We start from the raw sequence: 18357 nt of genomic DNA on the forward strand, positions 1-18357 counted from the left end.
GGTAAAGGTCATGGCTGCCGGAAAGCAGAGCGGTGCATCGTTTATCGTCATTTATCTGCACGGGCGCGGCGGTAATCGTCTGCAAGGCATGAATGATTTTACCTTTGGCGGCAATTTCAACCGCGTGAAGAACCTTGCGGCGACAAATGGCGGACTTTATCTGACGCCGGACTTCAAGGATTTTGCGGCAACGGGCGAAGCGCAAGTTGCAGGACTCATCGAAGCGGCGAAAGCGACTTCACCATCTGCACCGCTCATACTGGCTTGTGGATCGCAGGGTGGGGCGCTTTGCTGGCGTATCGCATCGAATGATAATGCGGGCAATCAGCTCTCAGGCCTGATCCTTTTAGGTTCGCTGTGGGATGAGGGCTTTTTCAAATCGCCGGCTTTCAAAAAGCGTGTGCCGGTGTTTTTCGGCCATGGCAGTCGCGATCCGGTTTTCGCAATCGATAAGCAGGAAGGCTTCTATCGAGAAATCCGCAAGCGCTCGCCCGGTTATCCCGTTCAGTTCCGTCGTTTTGAAAGCGGCAATCATGGAACGCCGATCAGAATGAGCGACTGGCGCGAGATGTTGAACTGGATATTCACGAAACAATGATGACGTCGTTGGGGATGCTCAACGAAAAACCGGCATTGTGGCCTTCCTGCCACTCGACAATCTGTCAAAAGCGAATAGTTATCTCAGTTAAAATTTTACCTAATCAGCAGATCGTAAGAGGTTGATCATGTACGGACGCACCCGCAACGGAGCCCGTTTGTTTGTTATTGCCATGCTGGCTCCTTTGGCTGCCGCTTGTACAACAACTACGCAGAATGCGACGGTTCCAGGCAAGTCTGAAGCGCCAGTAACAGCTTCGACTGTTTCGCTGCCACGTTTCATTCCAACGTCGACGGTCGATTCATCTTTGGCACAGCCTTGCATCACTGCTGCTGCCAATAAGTATTTCTTGCCTGAACGCGTGATCAGCGCAGTTAATTCGCGTCCGGGCGCCGGTGGTGGTACGGATGTTGACCTGAAGGTCGACCTGCGCACTGCAGTTTGTCAGGTTTCTGCAAATGGCTCGGTTCGTTCGGTTGTCGATACGTCACCAAAGAGCGCCGACCAGATTGCAGCTGAAGCTGCTGCTGCTCAGGCTGCATCGGCTGCACCTGCGCCGAAAAAGTCGAAGAAGAAGTGATTCAATAAAACTTCATAGCTTACTAAAAAGGCAGGGATTTCCCTGCCTTTTTGTTTTTCATTTATTTGGTCTTTTCGCCATACCAGCGCGGCGTGTAAACCCACTCTCCGCCTTCCGCGCGTGGAAAGCGGGCAGTGTGCGATGAGCCGACAATCACCACAGTTCGCATGTCGACATCGTCAGGTCTGAGTTGCCCGAGCGAAACAACGCGAGTTGTTTCCGCAGGCCTGCCAATGTCGCGACCAAGCACGACTGGCGTTTCAGCATCGCGATACTGCCGGAGGATTTCCAGCGCTCGACCAAGCTGATGCGGGCGGGCTTTGGAAATCGGATTATAGAAAGCCATGGCGAGATCGGCTTGAGCTGCCAGTGCGAGACGCTTCTCGATCACATCCCAGGGCTTGAGATTGTCCGAAAGCGAGATGATGCAGAAATCGTGCCCAAGCGGTGCACCGATGCGGGACGCCGCTGCCATCGCCGCCGAAATACCGGGCTGGATAACCAATTCAACGCCGTGCCACGCCACATCAGATGATTCATGCAGTGCCTCAACAACCGCTGCAGCCATTGCAAATACGCCCGGATCGCCGGACGACACCATCACGACGTCGCGGCCTGAAGCTGCAAGTTCAAATGCATGGCGTGCGCGCTGCATTTCTTCGCGATTGTCGGTCATGTGAATGATCTGATCGTCGCGGAAGGGTCCTGCCATGCGAACATAGGTTTCATAGCCGAGTACGTCTTCGGCCTGTTCAAGATCACGCTGCACTGCTGGGGTCATTAGATCACGGGTACCGGGGCCAAGTCCAATAACCGTGAGCTTGCCCCGCTTGCGACCGATAAAAAGAACATCGGCAGGTGCTGATGCAACAGCCAGCTTTAGGTTTTCAGTCGCTATGTGTCGAACAGGGTTTTCGACCGAGGCGGCTGAAAGATCGGCATCACCTGCAACAAAGCGCAATGGCGCTTTCAGTGCTTTTGATGCCTGATGAATGTGCGGTGATGCGCAATCTTTCTCGTGAGCCAGAAGCAAAGCAAGTGAGTCTATAGACAGGCCGGCATCGTCAAAGGCTTTCCCGATGAGGCTTGTCAGTTCTTCGGTCGGCTTTTCGATAGCGATGGCAATTGTTCTCGGATGATAGATCAGCTCATTTGCCTGTGGCGTGCGACTTTCGGGCGTGATGCTGATTGTGAGTTGCCCATCGTCGGCAAGCGGCAGCTTTGATGCCGTGAGCCAGCGAGAATTGCCATTGATTTGTAATGTTTGACCTGCCAGCAGGTCTGACATGAAAGTCTTGGCGTTGTCCGGATTGGCGAGTGTCAGTTCTGCCAGAGGATGAAGCAGGTTAATGCCAAAGCGTAACTCGCCAGTCGTGGTGATCGCGGGCGCGACTTCCAGTGCATGAGCGATTGTTCGCGCCAGATCGTTGACGCCCGACAGACCGCCAAGCAATGGCACGACTGCGCTGCCATCTTCTGCAACGGCCAGAACTGGTGGTTCGATGCGTTTGTTTTGCAGAAGCGGTGCAAGGGCGCGGATGATGATGCCTGAAGCGCACAAAGCGATCACAGGTCGAGCTTCTTCATAAAGTGCGCGTATAGCGTCGCCAAAATGAGCAAAGCTTTTGTCGGCGCTTTGAACGCGGTTTTCCAGTCCCAGCACTTCCGCATTTCCAAGTGATGATTGCACTTTCCGCGCGGTGGAAATTGCAGCTTCACTCAAGATCAGAATTGCAGGCTTCATGTGCCGTTCCATTTGCTGCCCGGAACGAGAATAATCGAGAAATAAGGGCAATCGCTACCACTTACCTCGATCAATGGCGCAATACGCTGGTTTTGCATGGTTGCACGCTCGATATAGAGGGCACGATCCATCAGCCCAAGCTCGTTCAGCACATCACGCACCTTGTCGAGATTTTTGCCGAGTTTCATGATGGCTGCGGCCTCAGTGCCAGCGATACGTGTTTTGAGTTCTTCTGCGCTCATGACGCCTGAAAGAATCGACAGGGTCTGGTTGCGGTAGACCAGGGGTGCGCCGAGCACGGCAGCAGCTCCCAGAACAGAGCAAACGCCAGGCACGACTTCCGTTTCGTATTTTTCGGCCAGTCGGTCATGGATATACATGAACGAGCCATAGAAGAACGGATCACCTTCCGCGATCACGGCCACATCGCGGCCTGCATCAAGATGACTTGCAATCGTCGTGGTGATCTCAGCATAGAAATCGCTGACGATCTGCTCATAATCCATATGTGCGGGCAGTTTTTCCGTTGTTACCGGATAGATGAGCGGAACCAACGTCTGTTCTGAAGACAGGTAGGTTTCGACAATAGTCAGTGCATTGCCCTTTTTGCCCTTGGCTGCGTGGTAGGCGACCACAGGAGCGGATTTGAGCAGTCGAAGCGCTTTGAGTGTGATGAGTTCGGGGTCGCCGGGGCCGACACCCAGACCATAGAGCTTGCCTTTGAGGGCCATTATTCGCGCTCCGAAGCAAGTGCATTAACGGCAGCTGCGGTCATTGCGCTACCGCCACGACGTCCGCGCACAATGACGAAAGGGACACCACGGCTGTTCTCAGCCAGCTCGTCCTTGGATTCTGCAGCACCCACAAAGCCGACCGGCATACCGATGATAAGCGCAGGTTTGGGCGCGCCATTATCCAGCATTTCAAACAGGCGGAAGAGGGCGGTTGGTGCGTTGCCGATGGCAACGATGCTGCCTTCAAGGTGTGGAAGCCAAAGGTCGAGGGCTGCGGCAGAGCGTGTGTTGCCGATCTTTTTCGCCAGCTCCGGAACCGATGGATCGTTCAGTGTGCAGATAACATCATTATTGGCTGGCAGTCGCGAACGGGTAATGCCTTCTGCAACCATGCGCGCATCGCAGAGGATCGGCGCGCCATTGAGCAAAGCATCACGTCCGGCCTGTCCTGCGCCATCTGAGAAGACGATGTCTTCAACGATATCGACCATGCCAGATGCGTGAGCCACGCGCACGGCGAGCTTTTCGAGATCCGCAGGTATGCGGCTCAGGTCGGCCTCGGCGCGGATGATGGCGAAGGAGCGGTCATAAATTGCCTGCCCGTCGCGGATGTAATCTGTCATGGCGTCCGCTTTTGCTATTTGTTCAGCAGCTTTGCTGCCTCATCAATGGTGATGTTTGACGCCAATAGCCGCCCGAAGCGTGCTGGTCCAGCTTTGTCTTGCAAAAATAGGTCGTAATGCATTGGGAAGCGGGCGAGAAGCGTGTGCGGCAAGGGAGAAAGTGCGGCGCAGGATTTGGCGCAGCCCGTGATGTGAATATGTGAGGTATCGCTTTGTAGCTTACGTGCAAGCTTTTCACTGTCTGCCTGTGTATCTGCAAGCGCTGAGGCGCAGCCTTTGGAACCGGAACAAGAACGAAGGCGGGCGGCAGGCGAAGCAGGATCGGTGGAAAAGCCAAGGGCATGTAGCTGGCTGATGATGCTCTTGCCTTCAGCTTCCGCAATATGCGGGATGAGAATACCTTGCCATGGGGTGAGGCGCAGTTCGTTTTGTGCAAGGCTGGCAAGTCCACGCAGTTGCTGCGGTGTCAGGCGACCAAGCAGCGGCATGGCACCGACATAGAAGTTGCCGTCGAGCTGGCGATGTAAGCCAAGATGGGCGTGAGCGATGGGTGCTTTGCGCTGCCAGCTTGCTGGTGCATCAAATGCAAATGGAAGTGTTTGCAGAAACTCTGCGACTGGCATCACCTCGAAGAGGTGTTTCATGCGCGCAATACCTTTTTGGCTCGTGCTAAGGAAATGCTGTAGCAGAGCTTCGATAAAAGGCAGGGCATGGTCGTTTGAAATTGTGCCAAGCGCCTGTTTGTCAGGCGAGGAAGCCAGTCCAAAAGCATAGGCCTTGCCACCTTCAATTGCTGAGAGCCAGATATCGCCGGGATGCGAAACCATAGCGCAATCTTCGCCACCGTCGATCTGGAGCGAAAATTTGGGCGACAGCGCGTGATAGGTCTCGTTTTCCTGCAAAACGGAAAGCAGTTTGGCGGCGAGGCTAGTCACATCGCTGATCTGACGATGATCAATACCAGCAGTCGGGCTTACCATGACATTGCGAACATCATCAGCCGCCGCGTTTTCCGCACCAAGCCCGGCCTCATAAAGTGCACTAATTACATTCGGCCAGACGTCGGGATGAATGCCGCGAAGCTGAATGTTGGAGCGAATCGACAATTCAATCGCGCCCGTTTCAAATCGTTCGGCGATATCTGCGATGGCTTGAGCCTGTGCCACGCTGAGCCTTCCGAGCCGGAGCTTGATGCGGGCGATTGCGCCATCCTTGCTCATCACCATGCGCGAAAGTCCCGGACAGGCGCTACGCCGGTCGGGTCTGATAGCAATGGTCTGGTTTTTTGGCTTGCTCAACATATTGGCCTTATACGCCTTCGCGCTTGCACTTGCTACTGCACCGCCATACGAACAAAGAAAAGGAGCAATGCTTATGAGCTGCTGGCTGACGGTTATCGGTATTGGTGAGGACGGGCTGGCGGGTCTTGGAAGGAACGCTCGCGACGTACTCAACCGTGCTGATGTGATTTTCGGCGGCAAGCGGCATCTGGCCTTGCTCAATCCTGACGTTGAAGCCGAGCAGATTTCATGGCCGTCACCGTTCGATAATGCATTTCCAATGATTGAAGCCCAACGCGGCAGGCAAGTTGTGGTGCTGGCTAGCGGTGATCCGATGTTCTTTGGCATGGGTGCATCGCTGAGCCGTCATTTCTCGAAACAAGATATGCAGATCATCCCGTTTCCATCGTCATTGTCGCTGGCCGCAAGCCGTATGGCGTGGCCTCTGCAAGAAGTACGCATAGTCAGCGTGCATGGTCGTCCGTTTGAACTGCTGGCACCGCATATCCTGCCGGGCGAGAAGACCCTCGTATTGAGCAATGATGGTACGACGCCTGCGAAAGCTGCAGCACTTCTAAAGGCCAAAGGCTTTGGCCAAAGCCGTTTGACAGTTCTTGAGCATCTCGGCGGGACAAAGGAAAAATCTATCATTGGCAGTGCTGATGGCTGGTCACATGAAAACTGTGCCGATCTCAATGTTTTGGCAATTGACTGCATCGCGGAGCCAGATGCGGCTGTGTTTTCGCCTGTCAGCGGATTGCCAGACCATGCTTTTGAGAATGACGGGCAGCTGACAAAGCGCGATATACGTGCAGTGACACTGTCGCGGTTGCAGCCGCTGCCGCATGAGCTTTTATGGGATGTAGGTGCTGGTTGTGGCTCGATTGGCATTGAATGGATGCGTGTTCATCCTTCTTGTCGGGCTATCGCAATCGAAGCCGATGAAACGCGGCAAGCGATCATTGAGCGCAACACGCGTGCTCTGGGCGTGCCCGGTCTGCAGCTTGTGAAAGGCGACGCGCCTGAAGCGTTGAGTGGCCTCGAAGCACCGGATGCGATTTTCATTGGTGGTGGTGTTACAGATGCGGGCGTGATCGAAGCTTGCTGGAAAGCCCTAAAGCCCGGCGGGCGCTTGGTTGCCAATGCTGTTACATTGCAAAGCGAAATGCAGCTTTTCAACTGGCAGCAGCGATATGGCGGTGAACTGACCCGGTTGCAGGTTGCGCAAGCAGGGGCGCTTGGTTCCTTTGATGCATGGCGTCAGGCACTGCCCGTCACGATTTATTGCGGCGTTAAAGTTAAATGATGACTTGAACCCTCATGTTAAATTCGGGTATGGCTGGCTCACATTCCATGATGAGGAGAACAGGCATGTCCGAATTGAGCCTGAACGCCAGCACACGTTTCATCGTCAATAATCCATCTCGTATTCTTGATCAGGTTCTTGATCATTTTGTCGAACATGCTGATGTAGAGCGGCAGGAAAACAGTGCGCGACTTGTGTTAAGCTTCGGACAGGCTGATGTTCAGTGGGACAAGGACGCAGTATCGGTCGATGTGAAAAGCCGCGACGAAACTGGCCTAGCCTATATGAAATACTCCATCGTTGAACATGTGATGGAATTTCTTGAAAAGGGCAGCCCAAAGCCTCGGATCATCTGGGAAGGTGACGGTGCAGCAGGTCTGCCACTGCCTTACTTCCGCGAAATGCAGGTAGTTGCCGTCAGCAATGTTACGCCGCACATGCGCCGTGTCCGCCTGAAGGGAAACGAACTTGCGCGCTTTGCCCATACGGGTCTGCATATCCGTCTGTTGTTCCCACCAAAAGGTCTCGCTACGCCGCAATGGCCTGTGTCCGGTGAAGACGGTCGCCCCGTCTGGCCGGAAGGCGAAGCCAAGCTCGCTACCCGTGTTTACACGATCCGCCAGATTGATGCTCAAGCTGGCTGGGTTGATATCGATATGGTTGTTCATGGTGACGATTGCGATGCGCCGGGTTCCGGTTGGGCTATAAGCGCCAAGCCGGGCGATATTGTTGGCATGACAGGGCCTGGGGGTGGTGATGCTGCCGCTGATGCGAACTGGTATCTGCTGGCGGGTGATGAAACGGCTCTGCCGGCAATCGGACGGATTCTGGAGCGTCTTCCAGAAGGTGCCAAAGCTGTCGTACGCATTGAAATCGACAGTGATGCGGAAGAACAGGCCATTCAATCGCGTGCTGACGTTGATCTGCAGTGGCTACACCGCAAAGGTGCTGAAGCTGGAACCACGACGCTTCTGCAGGATGCCGTACGCGCAGTTGAACTGCCCGAAGGCGAAGAGAGCATCTATGTGTGGGCGGGATGCGAATTCAATGCATTCAGGTCCATCCGCACCTATATGCGTAAAGAGCGGAATATTCCAAAGGATAAGCAGCTGATCGTTGCCTATTGGCGCCGTGGTCTGGATGGCGACAGTGCACGCCGCGGTGCAGACGACTAAAGTACCAACCGTGCATTGATTTACAGCGTTTCCAACGATTCATTCTTAATTGGAACTGCTGTAAGCCGGTTTTATCCGACGTGCGTTTCACGCTTTTCAGAATGGCTATTGAAAAAGGGGACCTTTTGGTCCCCTTGTTTTTAGCGCCTGAAGCCTTCACTGGCCGTCATCAGGTTCTTTGTATAGTCAGCATTGATATTGCCGCTGACAAGATCCCCGGCTTCAAGCTGCTCGACAACTTCACCGTTGCGCATCACCGCCAACCGATCACACATATGCGTAACGACTGCGAGATCGTGGCTGACCATAACGAAGGTCAGCTTGCGGTCGCGCCGCACTTGTTCGAGCAGGTTGAGCACCTCAGCCTGTACGGAGGCATCGAGCGCAGAGGTAGGTTCGTCGAGAAGCAAAATACTTGGCTCGATGATGAGTGCGCGTGCAATGGCGATACGCTGACGCTGACCGCCCGAAAGCTGGTGTGGATAGCGGAAACGGAAGCCCGAACCTAGGCCCACTTCATCAAGCGCGCGAACGATGCGCTTTTCTGTATCACCTATGCCATGCACTGCAAGCGGTTCAAGCAGCAGGCGATCGACCGTCTGACGTGGATGCAGAGAGCCGTAAGGGTCCTGAAACACCATCTGAACATTGCGGTAGAACGCTTTGTCGCGCGGTGTCTTAAGTGGCTTTCCGTCAATACGGATTTCACCGTCGTCGACAGGTGCAAGCCCGGCTACTGCACGCAGAAGCGTGGATTTACCGGAGCCGGACTCGCCCACCAGTCCATAAGATTCCCCGCGTGCGACATCGATGCTGACCGATTTGAGTGCGTGGAATTCGTCGAAAAATACGTCGATCTTGTCGACGCTGAGAGCTGGTGCGGTGCTCATAGACGCCATGCCTCCTCACGCTGCAAGGTAGGTAGCGGATGGCGGTCAGCTCCGAGTTTGGGCATGCAGTTCAGCAATCCTTGCGTATAAGGGTGTTTCGCATTTGCAAGATCACTTGCCGCAAGTTCCTCAACGATCTTACCAGCATACATGACGATGACGCGGTCGCAGAAGGACGATACGAGACGCAAATCGTGGCTCACGAAGATGAGGCCCATGCCGCGCTCTGCCACGAGCTTGTCGAGAATGCCAAGCACTTCGAGCTGAACTGTCACATCAAGTGCAGAGGTTGGCTCATCTGCGATCAGCATTTCCGGTTCCGCGACCAGCATCATAGCGATCATGACGCGCTGTCCCATGCCGCCCGAAACTTCGTGCGGATAGAGTTTCATCACGCGTTCAGCATCTCTGATCTGTACGGCTTCCAGCATGGCAATTGAACGAGTGCGGATTTCCGAACTCGAAAACTTGCCATGTGCTTTCAGCGTTTCCGCGATTTGCTTGCCGATAGTCATGACAGGATTGAGCGAATATTTCGGGTCCTGCAACACCATGGCAACCCGGCCGCCGCGCAAGGCGCGACGTTCACGAGGTGACGCATTGAGAAGATCGATGCCGTCAAATTCAAGCTTCTTGGCGGTGATCTTCGCGTGTGGTGGGGTAAGCCCCATGATCGCGCGTCCGGTCTGCGATTTGCCGGACCCGGATTCACCAACGATCCCGAGACGCTCGCGACCAAGCGTAAAGCTTACGCCACGTACTGCTTCAATCGCGCCTGTGCGGGTAGGGAAGGTGACGCGGAGGTCTTCAACTGTCAGAAGTGGCTTCATTGGTTGTTACCCCGCGGATCGAGTGCATCACGCAGGCCATCGCCAAGGAAGTTGAAGCCAAGGCTGACGACGAGAATCGCAATACCCGGCATTGCTGCCACCCACCACTGGTCGAGAATGAAGCGACGGCCAGAAGCAATCATTGCGCCCCATTCAGGCAATGGTGGCTGAGCACCAAGGCCAAGGAAGCCGAGGCCCGCTGCCGTCAGAATGATGCCAGCCATATCAAGCGTTACTCGTACAATCAGCGAAGATGTGCAGAGCGGCATCACATGGCGCAGAATGATGCGGAAAGGTGACGCGCCCATCAGACGCACGGCGGAAATATAATCCGAGTTGCGAATGGTCAGGGTTTCAGCGCGTGCAATACGCGCGTAAGGCGGCCATGAGGTGATCGCGATCGCGATAATGGCGTTTTCAATGCCAGGTCCCAAAGCAGCGACAAAGGCGAGTGCCAGAATGAGCTTCGGGAAAGCAAGGAAAATATCGGTGATGCGCATGAGAACTGCATCGACCCAGCCACCGGCGTAACCGGCAACTGTACCGACGAGAAGGCCGATAGGTGCAGCAATGACCGCAACCAGCAAGACGACGTAAAGTGTCAGGCGTGAGCCGTAGATTAGGCGTGAGAGAATATCACGTCCCTGATCATCGGTGCCGAGCAGATAGCCCGGTGTGCCCGGAGGCAGCAGACGAGCATTGGCCAAGTCGCCACTATAAGGCGAATGCGGTGCCAGTACATTGGCGAAGGCTGCAACGAGCAGCAATGCAATGATGATGAGCAGGCCGAGAACGGCCAGTTTATTGGCCGTAAAGCGGCGCCAGACCATGTAAGAACGGCCGAGGCGTGCCTGCATACGCGATTGCGGGCGCTCGGAGAGCAGCCAGTCGCGCCACGAAAGATTGGATGTTTCTGTCATTTGGCTCATCGTGCGCGCGTCCTTGGATCGAGAAGCCGATACAGCAGATCGGATACGAGGTTGAGCGCGATAAAGACCGACCCAATGATAATTGTACCACCGAGGACGGCATTCATGTCAGCATTTTGAAGCGAGTTGGTGATGTAAAGACCAAGACCTGGCCACGAGAAGATCGTTTCGGTCAAAACTGAACCTTCAAGCAAACCTGCATAGGAAAGCGCAATCACCGTCACGAGTGGCACAGCGGCATTGCGAAGAGCATGGCCCCATATGATGCGGGTTTCCGAAATACCTTTCGCGCGCGCTGCAACGATATATTCCTGTTCAAGCTCGTTGAGCATGAAGGAACGCGTCATGCGGCTGATATAGGCCAAGCTGAAATAGCCTAGCAGAGCCGACGGCAGAATGAGATGCGAAACGATGTTGCGCAGTGCTTCCCAATCGCGCTGGATGATGGCGTCGACAAGGTAAAAGCCAGTGATTGGCGTGAAGGTATATTCGAACGTGATATCGATGCGTCCGGGGCCAGACGTCCAGCCGAGGCGCGCATAGAAAATCAGAAGTGCGAGCATTCCGAGCCAGAAGATCGGCACAGAATAGCCGACAAGGCCGATCACGCGTACGATCTGGTCGATGATGCTGCCGCGCTTGACAGCTGCGAGAACACCGAGCGGAATTCCGAGCAGGGCACCGATGATGGTTCCGATGGTTGCGAGTTCCATAGTTGCTGGGAATACGCGGCGAATATCAGTCATGACCGGATTTGTGGTTAGTACCGATGTGCCGAAATCGCCTTGCAGGACACCTTTCACATAAAGGTAGAACTGCTGGTAATAGGGGAGGTTGAAGCCCATCTCCTGACGCACGCGCTCGACCACATGTGCGGGTGCGCGGTCGCCGACAATGGCGAGAACTGGATCAATCGGCACAACGCGGCCGATGAAAAACGTGACGGCCAAAAGGCCGAGATAAGTGGTTATAACGATGACCAGAAAGCTGGCAATCGCTTTAGCGATGGAAGAGGAGCGCCGTCGGGCGCCCCTCTTTTTAGTTACAGTTGTTGTCGTGCTCAATTGTCTGACCGTTCTTCAGATCAGTCTTTGCTGATCGGTGCGAGGAAGTTCGAGTCGAATGTCGGGCCGAGCTTGTAGCCCTTCACATCGCCACGAACGCCGGCAACTTCGGTCTGCTGGAACAGCATCACGAATGGGCTCTGATCAAGAGCTTCCTGCTGAAGCTTCTGATAGATTGCGGCGCGCTTGTCGTTGTCGCGTTCCAGAAGTGCAGCCTTTGTTTCCTCGGTCAGTGCAGGAATGTCCCATGCATTACGCCATGCGAGCGTCTTGTTGGAAGCATCGTCGCCATTGTCCGGGTTGGACGTGAAGGCTTCAGCATTGGAGTTTGGATCCCAATAGTCCATGCCCCACTGGCCGATGTAAAGATCGTGGTTACGTGCGCGATACTTGGTCAGCGTCTGCTTGCCATCGCCCGGAATGATCTCGATCTTGACGCCAGCCTTGGCAGCGGACTGCTGGAAGGATTCGGCAATGCCGGTCACAGGCTGTGTGTTGCGAACGTCGAAGGTGATCGATAGACCGTCCTTGAGACCAGCCTTTTCGAGCAGTTCTTTAGCCTTTTCAACGTCGAGCTTGTATGGGGCAGCGTCGAGAGCGCCGAGAACACCCTTTGCCTGATAGGTCTGACGAACTTCGCCGATGCCCTTGATCAAGGTTGCGCCGATTGCGTCGTAATCAACCAGATATTTGAAGGCTTCGCGAACTTCTGGCTTCGCCAGATTCGGATTCTTCTGGTTGAGCGAGATGTAATAAACGGTACCCTTTGGAGCACTGGCGACGGCCAGATCCTTGTTTTTCTGAACGGCTTCCAGATCGCCTGGCTCAAGATTGCGCGCGACATCGACGTCACCCGATTCAAGCATCAGACGCTGCGTGGCGCTTTCCTTGACGTGACGATAAAACACGCGGGCGAGCTTTGGCTTTTCGCCATAGTAATTGTCGTTGCGTTCCAGAACGACAACTTCATTGGCGCGCCAGTCACGGATCTTGAATGGACCCGAACCTGCATAGCCAGTCTTGAGCCATGCTGCGGCATAGTCGGTTTCGTACTTATAATCGTCAGTCGGAGTGACCTTTACAGAATGCTCTTCAAGCAGCTTCTGATCTACAACCGCGCCAATGGTAGCGGTGAGGCAGTTCAGCACGAAGCTTGGAGCATAAGCCTTGTCGACCTTCAGAACGAAGGTGGTGTCGTCAACCGCCTTGGCATTTTCCGTGACGTTTTCACCATTGAGACCGAACTGGGTCAGAATGAACGCCGGGCTCTTGTCGAGACGAACAGCGCGTTCGAACGAGTAAGCCACGTCCTTTGCAGTCAGCGGGTTGCCGGAAGCAAACTTGATGCCCGGCTTCATCTTGAACGTGTAGGTGAGGCCGTCATCAGAAATGGTCCAGCTTTCTGCCACGCCCGGCACAACTTTCGATGTGTCGTTGATGTCGAGCCGAACCAGCATGTCATAGGCGTTGCCGATGAATTCGGCTGGCGAAAGTTCGAAGGATTCAGCCGGATCAAGCGTGATGGTGTCATCGATAGCCCAAGCCTGAACGAGTGTATCGGCCGGCGTTGCCGACAATGCCGGATTTGCAGCCATAACTGCAGCAAGAGCTGCACCGGCTGCAAGAATACGAAAACGTCCGAAATGCATCATTTTAGTTCCCTTTCTGTCATTTTGTTTTGGGATTTTGTTATCGAGCGATCAGGCTGCTTCGTGCCAAGCCTGTTTAAGCACTCTTATCCAGTTGTCGCGGCAAAGCTTCGCGAGTTCATCTTCACTATAACCTGCTTCCCGCAGCGCCGTGACGAGATTTTGCGTACCTGCTGCATCACCGATTTCGTTTGGAATGGTTGCGCCGTCGTAGTCAGAACCGAGCGCCACGCAATCGATGCCCATGCGCTCAACCATGTAATCAACGTGGCGTACCATATCTGAAAGCGGTGTATTTGCATTCTCGATGCCATCGCTGCGCAGCATGGTGGTTGCGTAGTTGAGACCGGCAAGCCCTTTACTGTCACGGATCGCATCAAGCTGACGATCTGTCAGATTGCGTGCGACAGGGGTGAGAGTATGTGCATTGGAATGGCTGGCAATAAGTGGCTGATCGCTCAGCTTTGCCACATCCCAAAATCCTTTTTCGGTGATGTGCGCGAGGTCGATGAGGATGCCTTTGCGATTGCATTCCTTGACCAAACGTTCACCGGCTTCTGTCAGGCCGGGACCTGTGTCAGGGCTCATAGGGAATGCAAAGGGTACGCCATGCGCGAAAATATTGTTTCGGCTCCAGACCGGGCCGAGCGAGCGCAGTCCTGCGGCGTAAAAGACGTCTAGTGCTGCCAGATCGGCGTCAATGGCTTCGCAGCCTTCCATATGAAGAACTGCCGCGAATGTGTCGCTCGTCAGTGCCTCGTCTAATTCTTTGCCGTTGCGGCAAAGTTTCCAGCCACCAGCTTCTTCGAGGCGGAGTGCCAGCGAAGCAAATTCAAGAGCGATGTCAAGCGATGGGGCGCGTTCCAGTGGAGGCGAAAGCGGCGTTTCGTAATGTCCGTTCTGATCTGGCTTACCCAGTTTGATATGGTGGCCAGATGGGATGTAGATGGCGCAGATACCGCCAGCCAGACCGCCCTTGAGTGAGCGGGGGCGATCTATGTGGCCAATCGACGTGCCGTCGATGAATTCCTTGATTGGGTCGCCACCATTGCGCTGGTTTTCCCAAAGACGCAGAAGGACATCATTATGTCCGTCAAAAACGCGCTGCATTTTCCATTCCTAGCTGAACGGCGAAGATATGTCTCGCCACCCAATTGAAAGCCGGTTCCCAATAGGGATTCAACGCTGCCGGAATTCACTTGAGAATTACTGGTGATGAGCGCCCCACTCGAACCGTTGATATATAAGAAGTTGGGAGCTAGCGAAGTCAAGTGGCATGAGGGGTTGCACGATAGCCGCTGCAACCTTTCCAGCCTGAGAAATTGTGCAAAAGAAAAGGCTGCGCCGGTAAGCGCAGCCTTTTGTGCAAAAGCAGAATGAGCTTATGCGAAATTGGACTGAAGTGTCCTTCGTCAAGAATCAAAAGCGGTAGTTTACACCGGCCTTGATCGAATGATTCTTCAAGTTGTTCGTCTGGCTAACGCCATTTACCTTCGACTTCACATCGTTGAAGCGCTGGAAGTCATATTCAGCCTTGATGGAGATTGGACCAGAAAGTGCCTGTTCAACGCCTGCGCCGATCAGTGCTCCGCCTTCCCAGCCTGGAGCGGACGTGGTTGCATCCTTGGCCTTGAACTTCGTTACGCCATAGCCAGCAGTGCCGTAAACCAATGTTTTGTCGAAAGCATAGCCGACTTTGCCCTTGGCATTTGCATTCCAAGACTGCTGGAGGCTGCCGCCATTGCCGATACGATGTTCAGCTTCTGCAAAGTTACCCTCGAGCTCACCACCGAAGACAACGTTACCGCTCTGCATATTTTTGCCGACAACCGCGCCACCAAGGAAGCCAGTACGGTTCGTGAATGGGCCAGGAACGCGGGACGACGAAGCGCCGATCTGTGCGCCGACGTAGTTGCCCGACCAGTCATGAGGACCGGATGCAATCGGCTCGTTGTAGGTGTAATCCGCGCCGCCCATCATGTCAGCAGCAAAGGACGGGCCAGCAAAGGCAACGATTGCGGCACCGAACGCCGCGGCGATGTAAGAACGCTTCAACATTTTTTACTCCAGTTTTCCCGCCGAAAACGCTGACGAGAAATATACTTTAACTCTTATGACAGGGGCGGATTTGAAGCCCCTTGAACTATTCGCTTCGTCGCTTGTGATTGTGTCTAAATTTAAGAAAATTCGAGCTAATTTGTAGAGGTAAGCCCGCGTTTCCGTTCCTATGCTTAATGAATGGTAACCATTCACAGGTCCGAGAATAGAGCATTTCCAGTTTTGATTGAGTTATTGGAAATGTACTGTTCATTTGTTTCTACGCGCATCTTTTTCCGAAAGCCGCTTCGCATTTTTAGAGATGCGCTCTAAATCAGTTTCAGGCCTCGCATACTAATATGGCCGTGCTTGCCGATAATGATGTGGTCGTGGACCGAGATACTCAAAGCTTTGGCCGCATCGATCAGAAGTTTCGTCATGTCGATGTCAGCCCGCGATGGGGTTGGATCGCCAGACGGATGATTGTGAACGACGATTATCGCGGTTGCAGAAAGCTCCAGTGCTCGTCGTACGACCTCGCGCGGATAGACTGGCGTGTGATCGACCGTTCCCTGTTGCTGCACTTCGTCTGCGATGAGGCGATTTTTCTTGTCTAGGAAAAGCACGCGGAACTGCTCTCGCGTTTCATAGGCCATTGCGGTCGTGCAGTATGCGATTACTTGGCTCCATGAGCCTAACACTTCGCGCTCCATCACCATGCTACGTGCGGAACGTTTGGCTATTGCCTCAACTATTTTGAGTTCAAGCGCTATGGAAGGGCCAACGCCCGGTGTTTCGGCAATAAGTTTTTCGGGTGCACCAAGAACTTCGGCGAGAGAGCCAAAACGGGTAAGCAAAGACTTTGCGATCGGTTTGGTGTCGGCCCGCGGAATAACGCGGAACAGAAGAAGTTCGAGCAATTCATAGTCCGCGAGCGCATCTGATGCCGCCTTGAAGCGCTGGCGAAGCCTGTCACGGTGGCCCAAATGGTGCGGCTTTTCGAGCCGCAGGCCGATCTGAATACCTTCATTGAATCCGGGGAGGTCTAAACTCCCCGTTTTTTTATCTTTCGGTGCCATTCTGTTTAAACCCCCGCAGAAACAGACAGACAATATTGAATTACGCTTACCGCATGGATGGCGGGCCAAAAACATTCTTTGGTGACAGTGTGAATATTTCACAGCCATCTTTAGTAACGCCGACAGTGTGTTCGTATTGTGCCGTCAGCGAACGGTCGCGTGTAACTGCCGTCCAACCATCCGACAGCACTTTCACGCCCGGCTTGCCCAGATTGATCATTGGCTCGATCGTGAAGATCATGCCTTCCTTGATTTCGACGCCTTCGTTGACAGTGCCATAATGCAGAATGTTCGGTGCATCATGGAAAAGCTGACCAACGCCGTGGCCGCAAAAATCGCGCACTACAGAGCAGCGCTCGCCTTCGGCATAGGTCTGGATGGCTGCTCCAATTGCGCCGGTTTTTGCACCGGGTTTTACCGCAGCAATGCCGCGCAGCAGGCTCTCATAGGTGACTTCCAGCAGACGCTCTGCCGCACGCTTGATTTCACCTACCGAATACATGCGGCTGGAATCGCCGTGCCAGCCATCGAGCAGATAGGTTACGTCGATGTTGACGATGTCGCCTTCACGGAGAGGCTTATCGTCCGGAATGCCGTGGCAAACGACGTGATTGATTGAGGTACAGGTCGATTTTGTATAGCCGCGATAATTAAGTGTCGCCGGGAAGGCGCCATTATCCATGCCGAACTCGAACACGAAGCGGTCGATTTCATTGGTCGTGACGCCCGGCTTTACAATGTCATTCAATGCATCAAGGCAACGAGCGGTAAGGTTACAGACCTTGCGCATACCTTCAAAGGCATCCGGGCCATAGAGCCTGATCTGCCCAGTATATTTCATCGGCGCGCTCGTCGCTTCGATATAAGTCACCATTTCGATCCGTCTTTCTCAAGCGCTTTAAAATCCGTTTTCATCAGACCGGCGCTCTAATCATTTATTCTTACTCATGCGCTGCCCGGAAACTGTTTTAAACAACTCGGGATGCGCTCAGTATTCAATGGGCACCAGAGTTTCAGCGGTGATGCCATTTTCTGTTATTTGGCATCGAATGGCCCAAGCCTCAACCCCGGCCGCCCGTGCGCGTTCAAATGCGCGGGCATAAGCCGGATCAAGATCGCCTGAGATGCTGAATCTGTTGCAATCGCTTCGCTGGATAATAAACACCATCACGCCCCGATATCCAGCGGATACGACATCAACAAGTTCATCAAGATGTTTTGCACCGCGCGCGGTGACAGTATCGGGAAATTCGGCAAGGGAAGGTGTGCGGATGAAGTGGACATTTTTCACTTCGACATAGGCGCGGGGTTGCTCACCTTCATCAAGTAGAATGTCGATCCGCGAGTTTTTGCCATATTTCTGTTCGCGTTTGAGAAGCCCGTAGTTTTTAAGATCGGGAATCATGCCGCAAAGAATGGCTTCTTCCGCAATCTTGTTTGGGAGTCCGGTATTGACGCCGACCAGTGTGTTGTCTGCTTCAACGATCTGCAACGTATGTGGATATTTGCGGTGAGGGGCGTCTGAGACGCTCAACCAGACGCGGGAGCCGGGAGCAGTCAATCCGAGCATGGAACCAGTGTTGGGAACCGATGCGGTGATGAAGCGCCCATCGTCGAGCGTGACGTCGGCGAGAAACCTTTTATAGCGCCGCTCTAAGCGACCGGTGACAAGGCAGGTTTGGAAAAGCATGAGCCGGTGTAGGCTCATGATTGCTTTGTTGCAAGTATGTGCGAAGGAGTATCAGAACAGTACCTTGGCGACGTCCGCCCAGCTCATATCTGCGCCGAGCACAAGCATTGCTGCAATAAGGCCTGCACTGAGCAGTGTCAGTGTTGTTC

Annotated in this window: 18 protein-coding genes; 4 read left to right on the top strand and 14 right to left on the bottom strand. The window is 54.1% G+C overall.

Translation table 11 applies throughout. The features are described from left to right. Both RT142_RS09090 and RT142_RS09095 read left to right on the top strand, forming a co-directional pair. On the top strand, positions 1-598 hold a 598-nt coding region (locus RT142_RS09090), incomplete at its 5' end, for an alpha/beta hydrolase (RefSeq protein ID WP_313028386.1). A gap of 127 nt (positions 599-725) precedes the next feature. Further along, the gene (locus RT142_RS09095) at positions 726-1178 is read left to right on the top strand and encodes a hypothetical protein (protein ID WP_007875549.1); all 453 of its coding nucleotides are present in this window, start codon (positions 726-728) and stop codon (positions 1176-1178) included. A gap of 61 nt (positions 1179-1239) precedes the next feature. On the opposite strand, the gene cobJ is transcribed toward RT142_RS09095, so the two are convergent. Genes cobJ through cobG form a run of 4 tightly spaced genes read right to left on the bottom strand, consistent with a single transcriptional unit; the run spans position 1240 to position 5580 of the window. Beyond that, positions 1240-2922, bottom strand: a complete 1683-nt coding sequence (gene cobJ, locus RT142_RS09100; protein ID WP_181152448.1) for a precorrin-3B C(17)-methyltransferase — start codon at positions 2920-2922, stop codon at positions 1240-1242. After that, positions 2919-3653: a precorrin-2 C(20)-methyltransferase gene (locus RT142_RS09105; RefSeq protein WP_313028388.1), complete on the bottom strand. Its 735-nt coding sequence runs from the start codon at positions 3651-3653 to the stop codon at positions 2919-2921. The genes cobJ and RT142_RS09105 overlap by 4 nt, the downstream gene beginning before the upstream one ends. Next, positions 3653-4279, bottom strand: coding sequence for a precorrin-8X methylmutase (locus tag RT142_RS09110; protein WP_112805799.1), 627 nt, complete (start codon positions 4277-4279; stop codon positions 3653-3655). Before RT142_RS09110 ends, RT142_RS09105 begins: the two co-directional genes overlap by 1 nt. Before the next feature lie 14 nt (positions 4280-4293). Next, positions 4294-5580 carry a precorrin-3B synthase gene (gene cobG / locus RT142_RS09115; RefSeq protein WP_313028390.1) on the bottom strand — a complete coding sequence of 429 codons (1287 nt, stop codon included), beginning with the start codon at positions 5578-5580 and terminating at the stop codon, positions 4294-4296. Between the two features lie 73 nt (positions 5581-5653). Here cobG and cbiE point away from each other — a divergent pair, with 73 nt between their 5' ends. Further along, positions 5654-6865 carry a precorrin-6y C5,15-methyltransferase (decarboxylating) subunit CbiE gene (gene cbiE, locus RT142_RS09120; protein ID WP_313028391.1) on the top strand — a complete coding sequence of 404 codons (1212 nt, stop codon included), beginning with the start codon at positions 5654-5656 and terminating at the stop codon, positions 6863-6865. 65 nt (positions 6866-6930) lie between these two features. Continuing rightward, positions 6931-8040, top strand: a complete 1110-nt coding sequence (locus RT142_RS09125) for a siderophore-interacting protein (protein ID WP_313028392.1) — start codon at positions 6931-6933, stop codon at positions 8038-8040. 140 nt (positions 8041-8180) lie between these two features. On the opposite strand, the gene RT142_RS09130 is transcribed toward RT142_RS09125, so the two are convergent. From RT142_RS09130 to sfsA, 10 genes are all read right to left on the bottom strand, one after another. Continuing rightward, positions 8181-8930, bottom strand: a complete 750-nt coding sequence (locus RT142_RS09130; protein WP_113498093.1) for an ABC transporter ATP-binding protein — start codon at positions 8928-8930, stop codon at positions 8181-8183. After that, positions 8927-9760, bottom strand: a complete 834-nt coding sequence (locus RT142_RS09135; protein ID WP_007875530.1) for an ABC transporter ATP-binding protein — start codon at positions 9758-9760, stop codon at positions 8927-8929. Before RT142_RS09135 ends, RT142_RS09130 begins: the two co-directional genes overlap by 4 nt. After that, complete coding sequence (locus tag RT142_RS09140; protein WP_312470047.1) at positions 9757-10689, bottom strand: ABC transporter permease; 933 nt, start codon at positions 10687-10689, stop codon at positions 9757-9759. The genes RT142_RS09135 and RT142_RS09140 overlap by 4 nt, the downstream gene beginning before the upstream one ends. Then, positions 10686-11753 (bottom strand): ABC transporter permease, encoded by a 1068-nt coding sequence (locus RT142_RS09145; protein WP_007875525.1) that lies wholly within the window; start codon positions 11751-11753, stop codon positions 10686-10688. Before RT142_RS09145 ends, RT142_RS09140 begins: the two co-directional genes overlap by 4 nt. A 20-nt stretch (positions 11754-11773) precedes the next feature. Continuing rightward, positions 11774-13405: an ABC transporter substrate-binding protein gene (locus RT142_RS09150; protein ID WP_112805807.1), complete on the bottom strand. Its 1632-nt coding sequence runs from the start codon at positions 13403-13405 to the stop codon at positions 11774-11776. Positions 13406-13453: 48 nt separating this feature from the next. Beyond that, positions 13454-14512: a dipeptidase gene (locus RT142_RS09155; protein ID WP_079212004.1), complete on the bottom strand. Its 1059-nt coding sequence runs from the start codon at positions 14510-14512 to the stop codon at positions 13454-13456. Between the two features lie 309 nt (positions 14513-14821). Next, positions 14822-15460 (bottom strand): outer membrane protein, encoded by a 639-nt coding sequence (locus RT142_RS09160; protein ID WP_007875519.1) that lies wholly within the window; start codon positions 15458-15460, stop codon positions 14822-14824. Positions 15461-15768: 308 nt separating this feature from the next. Then, the gene (gene radC, locus RT142_RS09165; RefSeq protein ID WP_079212003.1) at positions 15769-16518 is read right to left on the bottom strand and encodes a RadC family protein; all 750 of its coding nucleotides are present in this window, start codon (positions 16516-16518) and stop codon (positions 15769-15771) included. A 46-nt stretch (positions 16519-16564) separates the two neighbouring features. After that, a complete protein-coding gene (map, locus tag RT142_RS09170; RefSeq protein WP_105518661.1) occupies positions 16565-17392 on the bottom strand; it encodes a type I methionyl aminopeptidase in 828 nt (275 codons plus the stop codon). Positions 17393-17506: 114 nt separating this feature from the next. Next, a complete protein-coding gene (gene sfsA, locus RT142_RS09175; RefSeq protein WP_313028398.1) occupies positions 17507-18208 on the bottom strand; it encodes a DNA/RNA nuclease SfsA in 702 nt (233 codons plus the stop codon). Positions 18209-18357: the final 149 nt, after the last annotated feature.

This window comes from Brucella sp., from assembly GCF_032066345.1.
GTDB lineage: Bacteria > Pseudomonadota > Alphaproteobacteria > Rhizobiales > Rhizobiaceae > Brucella > Brucella pseudogrignonensis.

What these genes read in the sequence shown, in the direction of transcription:
- RT142_RS09095 (WP_007875549.1), top strand. Translation starts at nt 726, where the DNA reads ATGTACGGACGCACCCGCAACGGAGCCCGTTTGTTTGTTATTGCCATG.
- cobJ (WP_181152448.1), bottom strand. Translation starts at nt 2,922, where the DNA reads ATGAAGCCTGCAATTCTGATCTTGAGTGAAGCTGCAATTTCCACCGCG.
- RT142_RS09105 (WP_313028388.1), bottom strand. Translation starts at nt 3,653, where the DNA reads ATGGCCCTCAAAGGCAAGCTCTATGGTCTGGGTGTCGGCCCCGGCGAC.
- RT142_RS09110 (WP_112805799.1), bottom strand. Translation starts at nt 4,279, where the DNA reads ATGACAGATTACATCCGCGACGGGCAGGCAATTTATGACCGCTCCTTC.
- cobG (WP_313028390.1), bottom strand. Translation starts at nt 5,580, where the DNA reads ATGTTGAGCAAGCCAAAAAACCAGACCATTGCTATCAGACCCGACCGG.
- cbiE (WP_313028391.1), top strand. Translation starts at nt 5,654, where the DNA reads ATGAGCTGCTGGCTGACGGTTATCGGTATTGGTGAGGACGGGCTGGCG.
- RT142_RS09125 (WP_313028392.1), top strand. Translation starts at nt 6,931, where the DNA reads ATGTCCGAATTGAGCCTGAACGCCAGCACACGTTTCATCGTCAATAAT.
- RT142_RS09130 (WP_113498093.1), bottom strand. Translation starts at nt 8,930, where the DNA reads ATGAGCACCGCACCAGCTCTCAGCGTCGACAAGATCGACGTATTTTTC.
- RT142_RS09135 (WP_007875530.1), bottom strand. Translation starts at nt 9,760, where the DNA reads ATGAAGCCACTTCTGACAGTTGAAGACCTCCGCGTCACCTTCCCTACC.
- RT142_RS09140 (WP_312470047.1), bottom strand. Translation starts at nt 10,689, where the DNA reads ATGAGCCAAATGACAGAAACATCCAATCTTTCGTGGCGCGACTGGCTG.
- RT142_RS09150 (WP_112805807.1), bottom strand. Translation starts at nt 13,405, where the DNA reads ATGATGCATTTCGGACGTTTTCGTATTCTTGCAGCCGGTGCAGCTCTT.
- RT142_RS09155 (WP_079212004.1), bottom strand. Translation starts at nt 14,512, where the DNA reads ATGCAGCGCGTTTTTGACGGACATAATGATGTCCTTCTGCGTCTTTGG.
- RT142_RS09160 (WP_007875519.1), bottom strand. Translation starts at nt 15,460, where the DNA reads ATGTTGAAGCGTTCTTACATCGCCGCGGCGTTCGGTGCCGCAATCGTT.
- radC (WP_079212003.1), bottom strand. Translation starts at nt 16,518, where the DNA reads ATGGCACCGAAAGATAAAAAAACGGGGAGTTTAGACCTCCCCGGATTC.
- map (WP_105518661.1), bottom strand. Translation starts at nt 17,392, where the DNA reads ATGGTGACTTATATCGAAGCGACGAGCGCGCCGATGAAATATACTGGG.
- sfsA (WP_313028398.1), bottom strand. Translation starts at nt 18,208, where the DNA reads ATGCTTTTCCAAACCTGCCTTGTCACCGGTCGCTTAGAGCGGCGCTAT.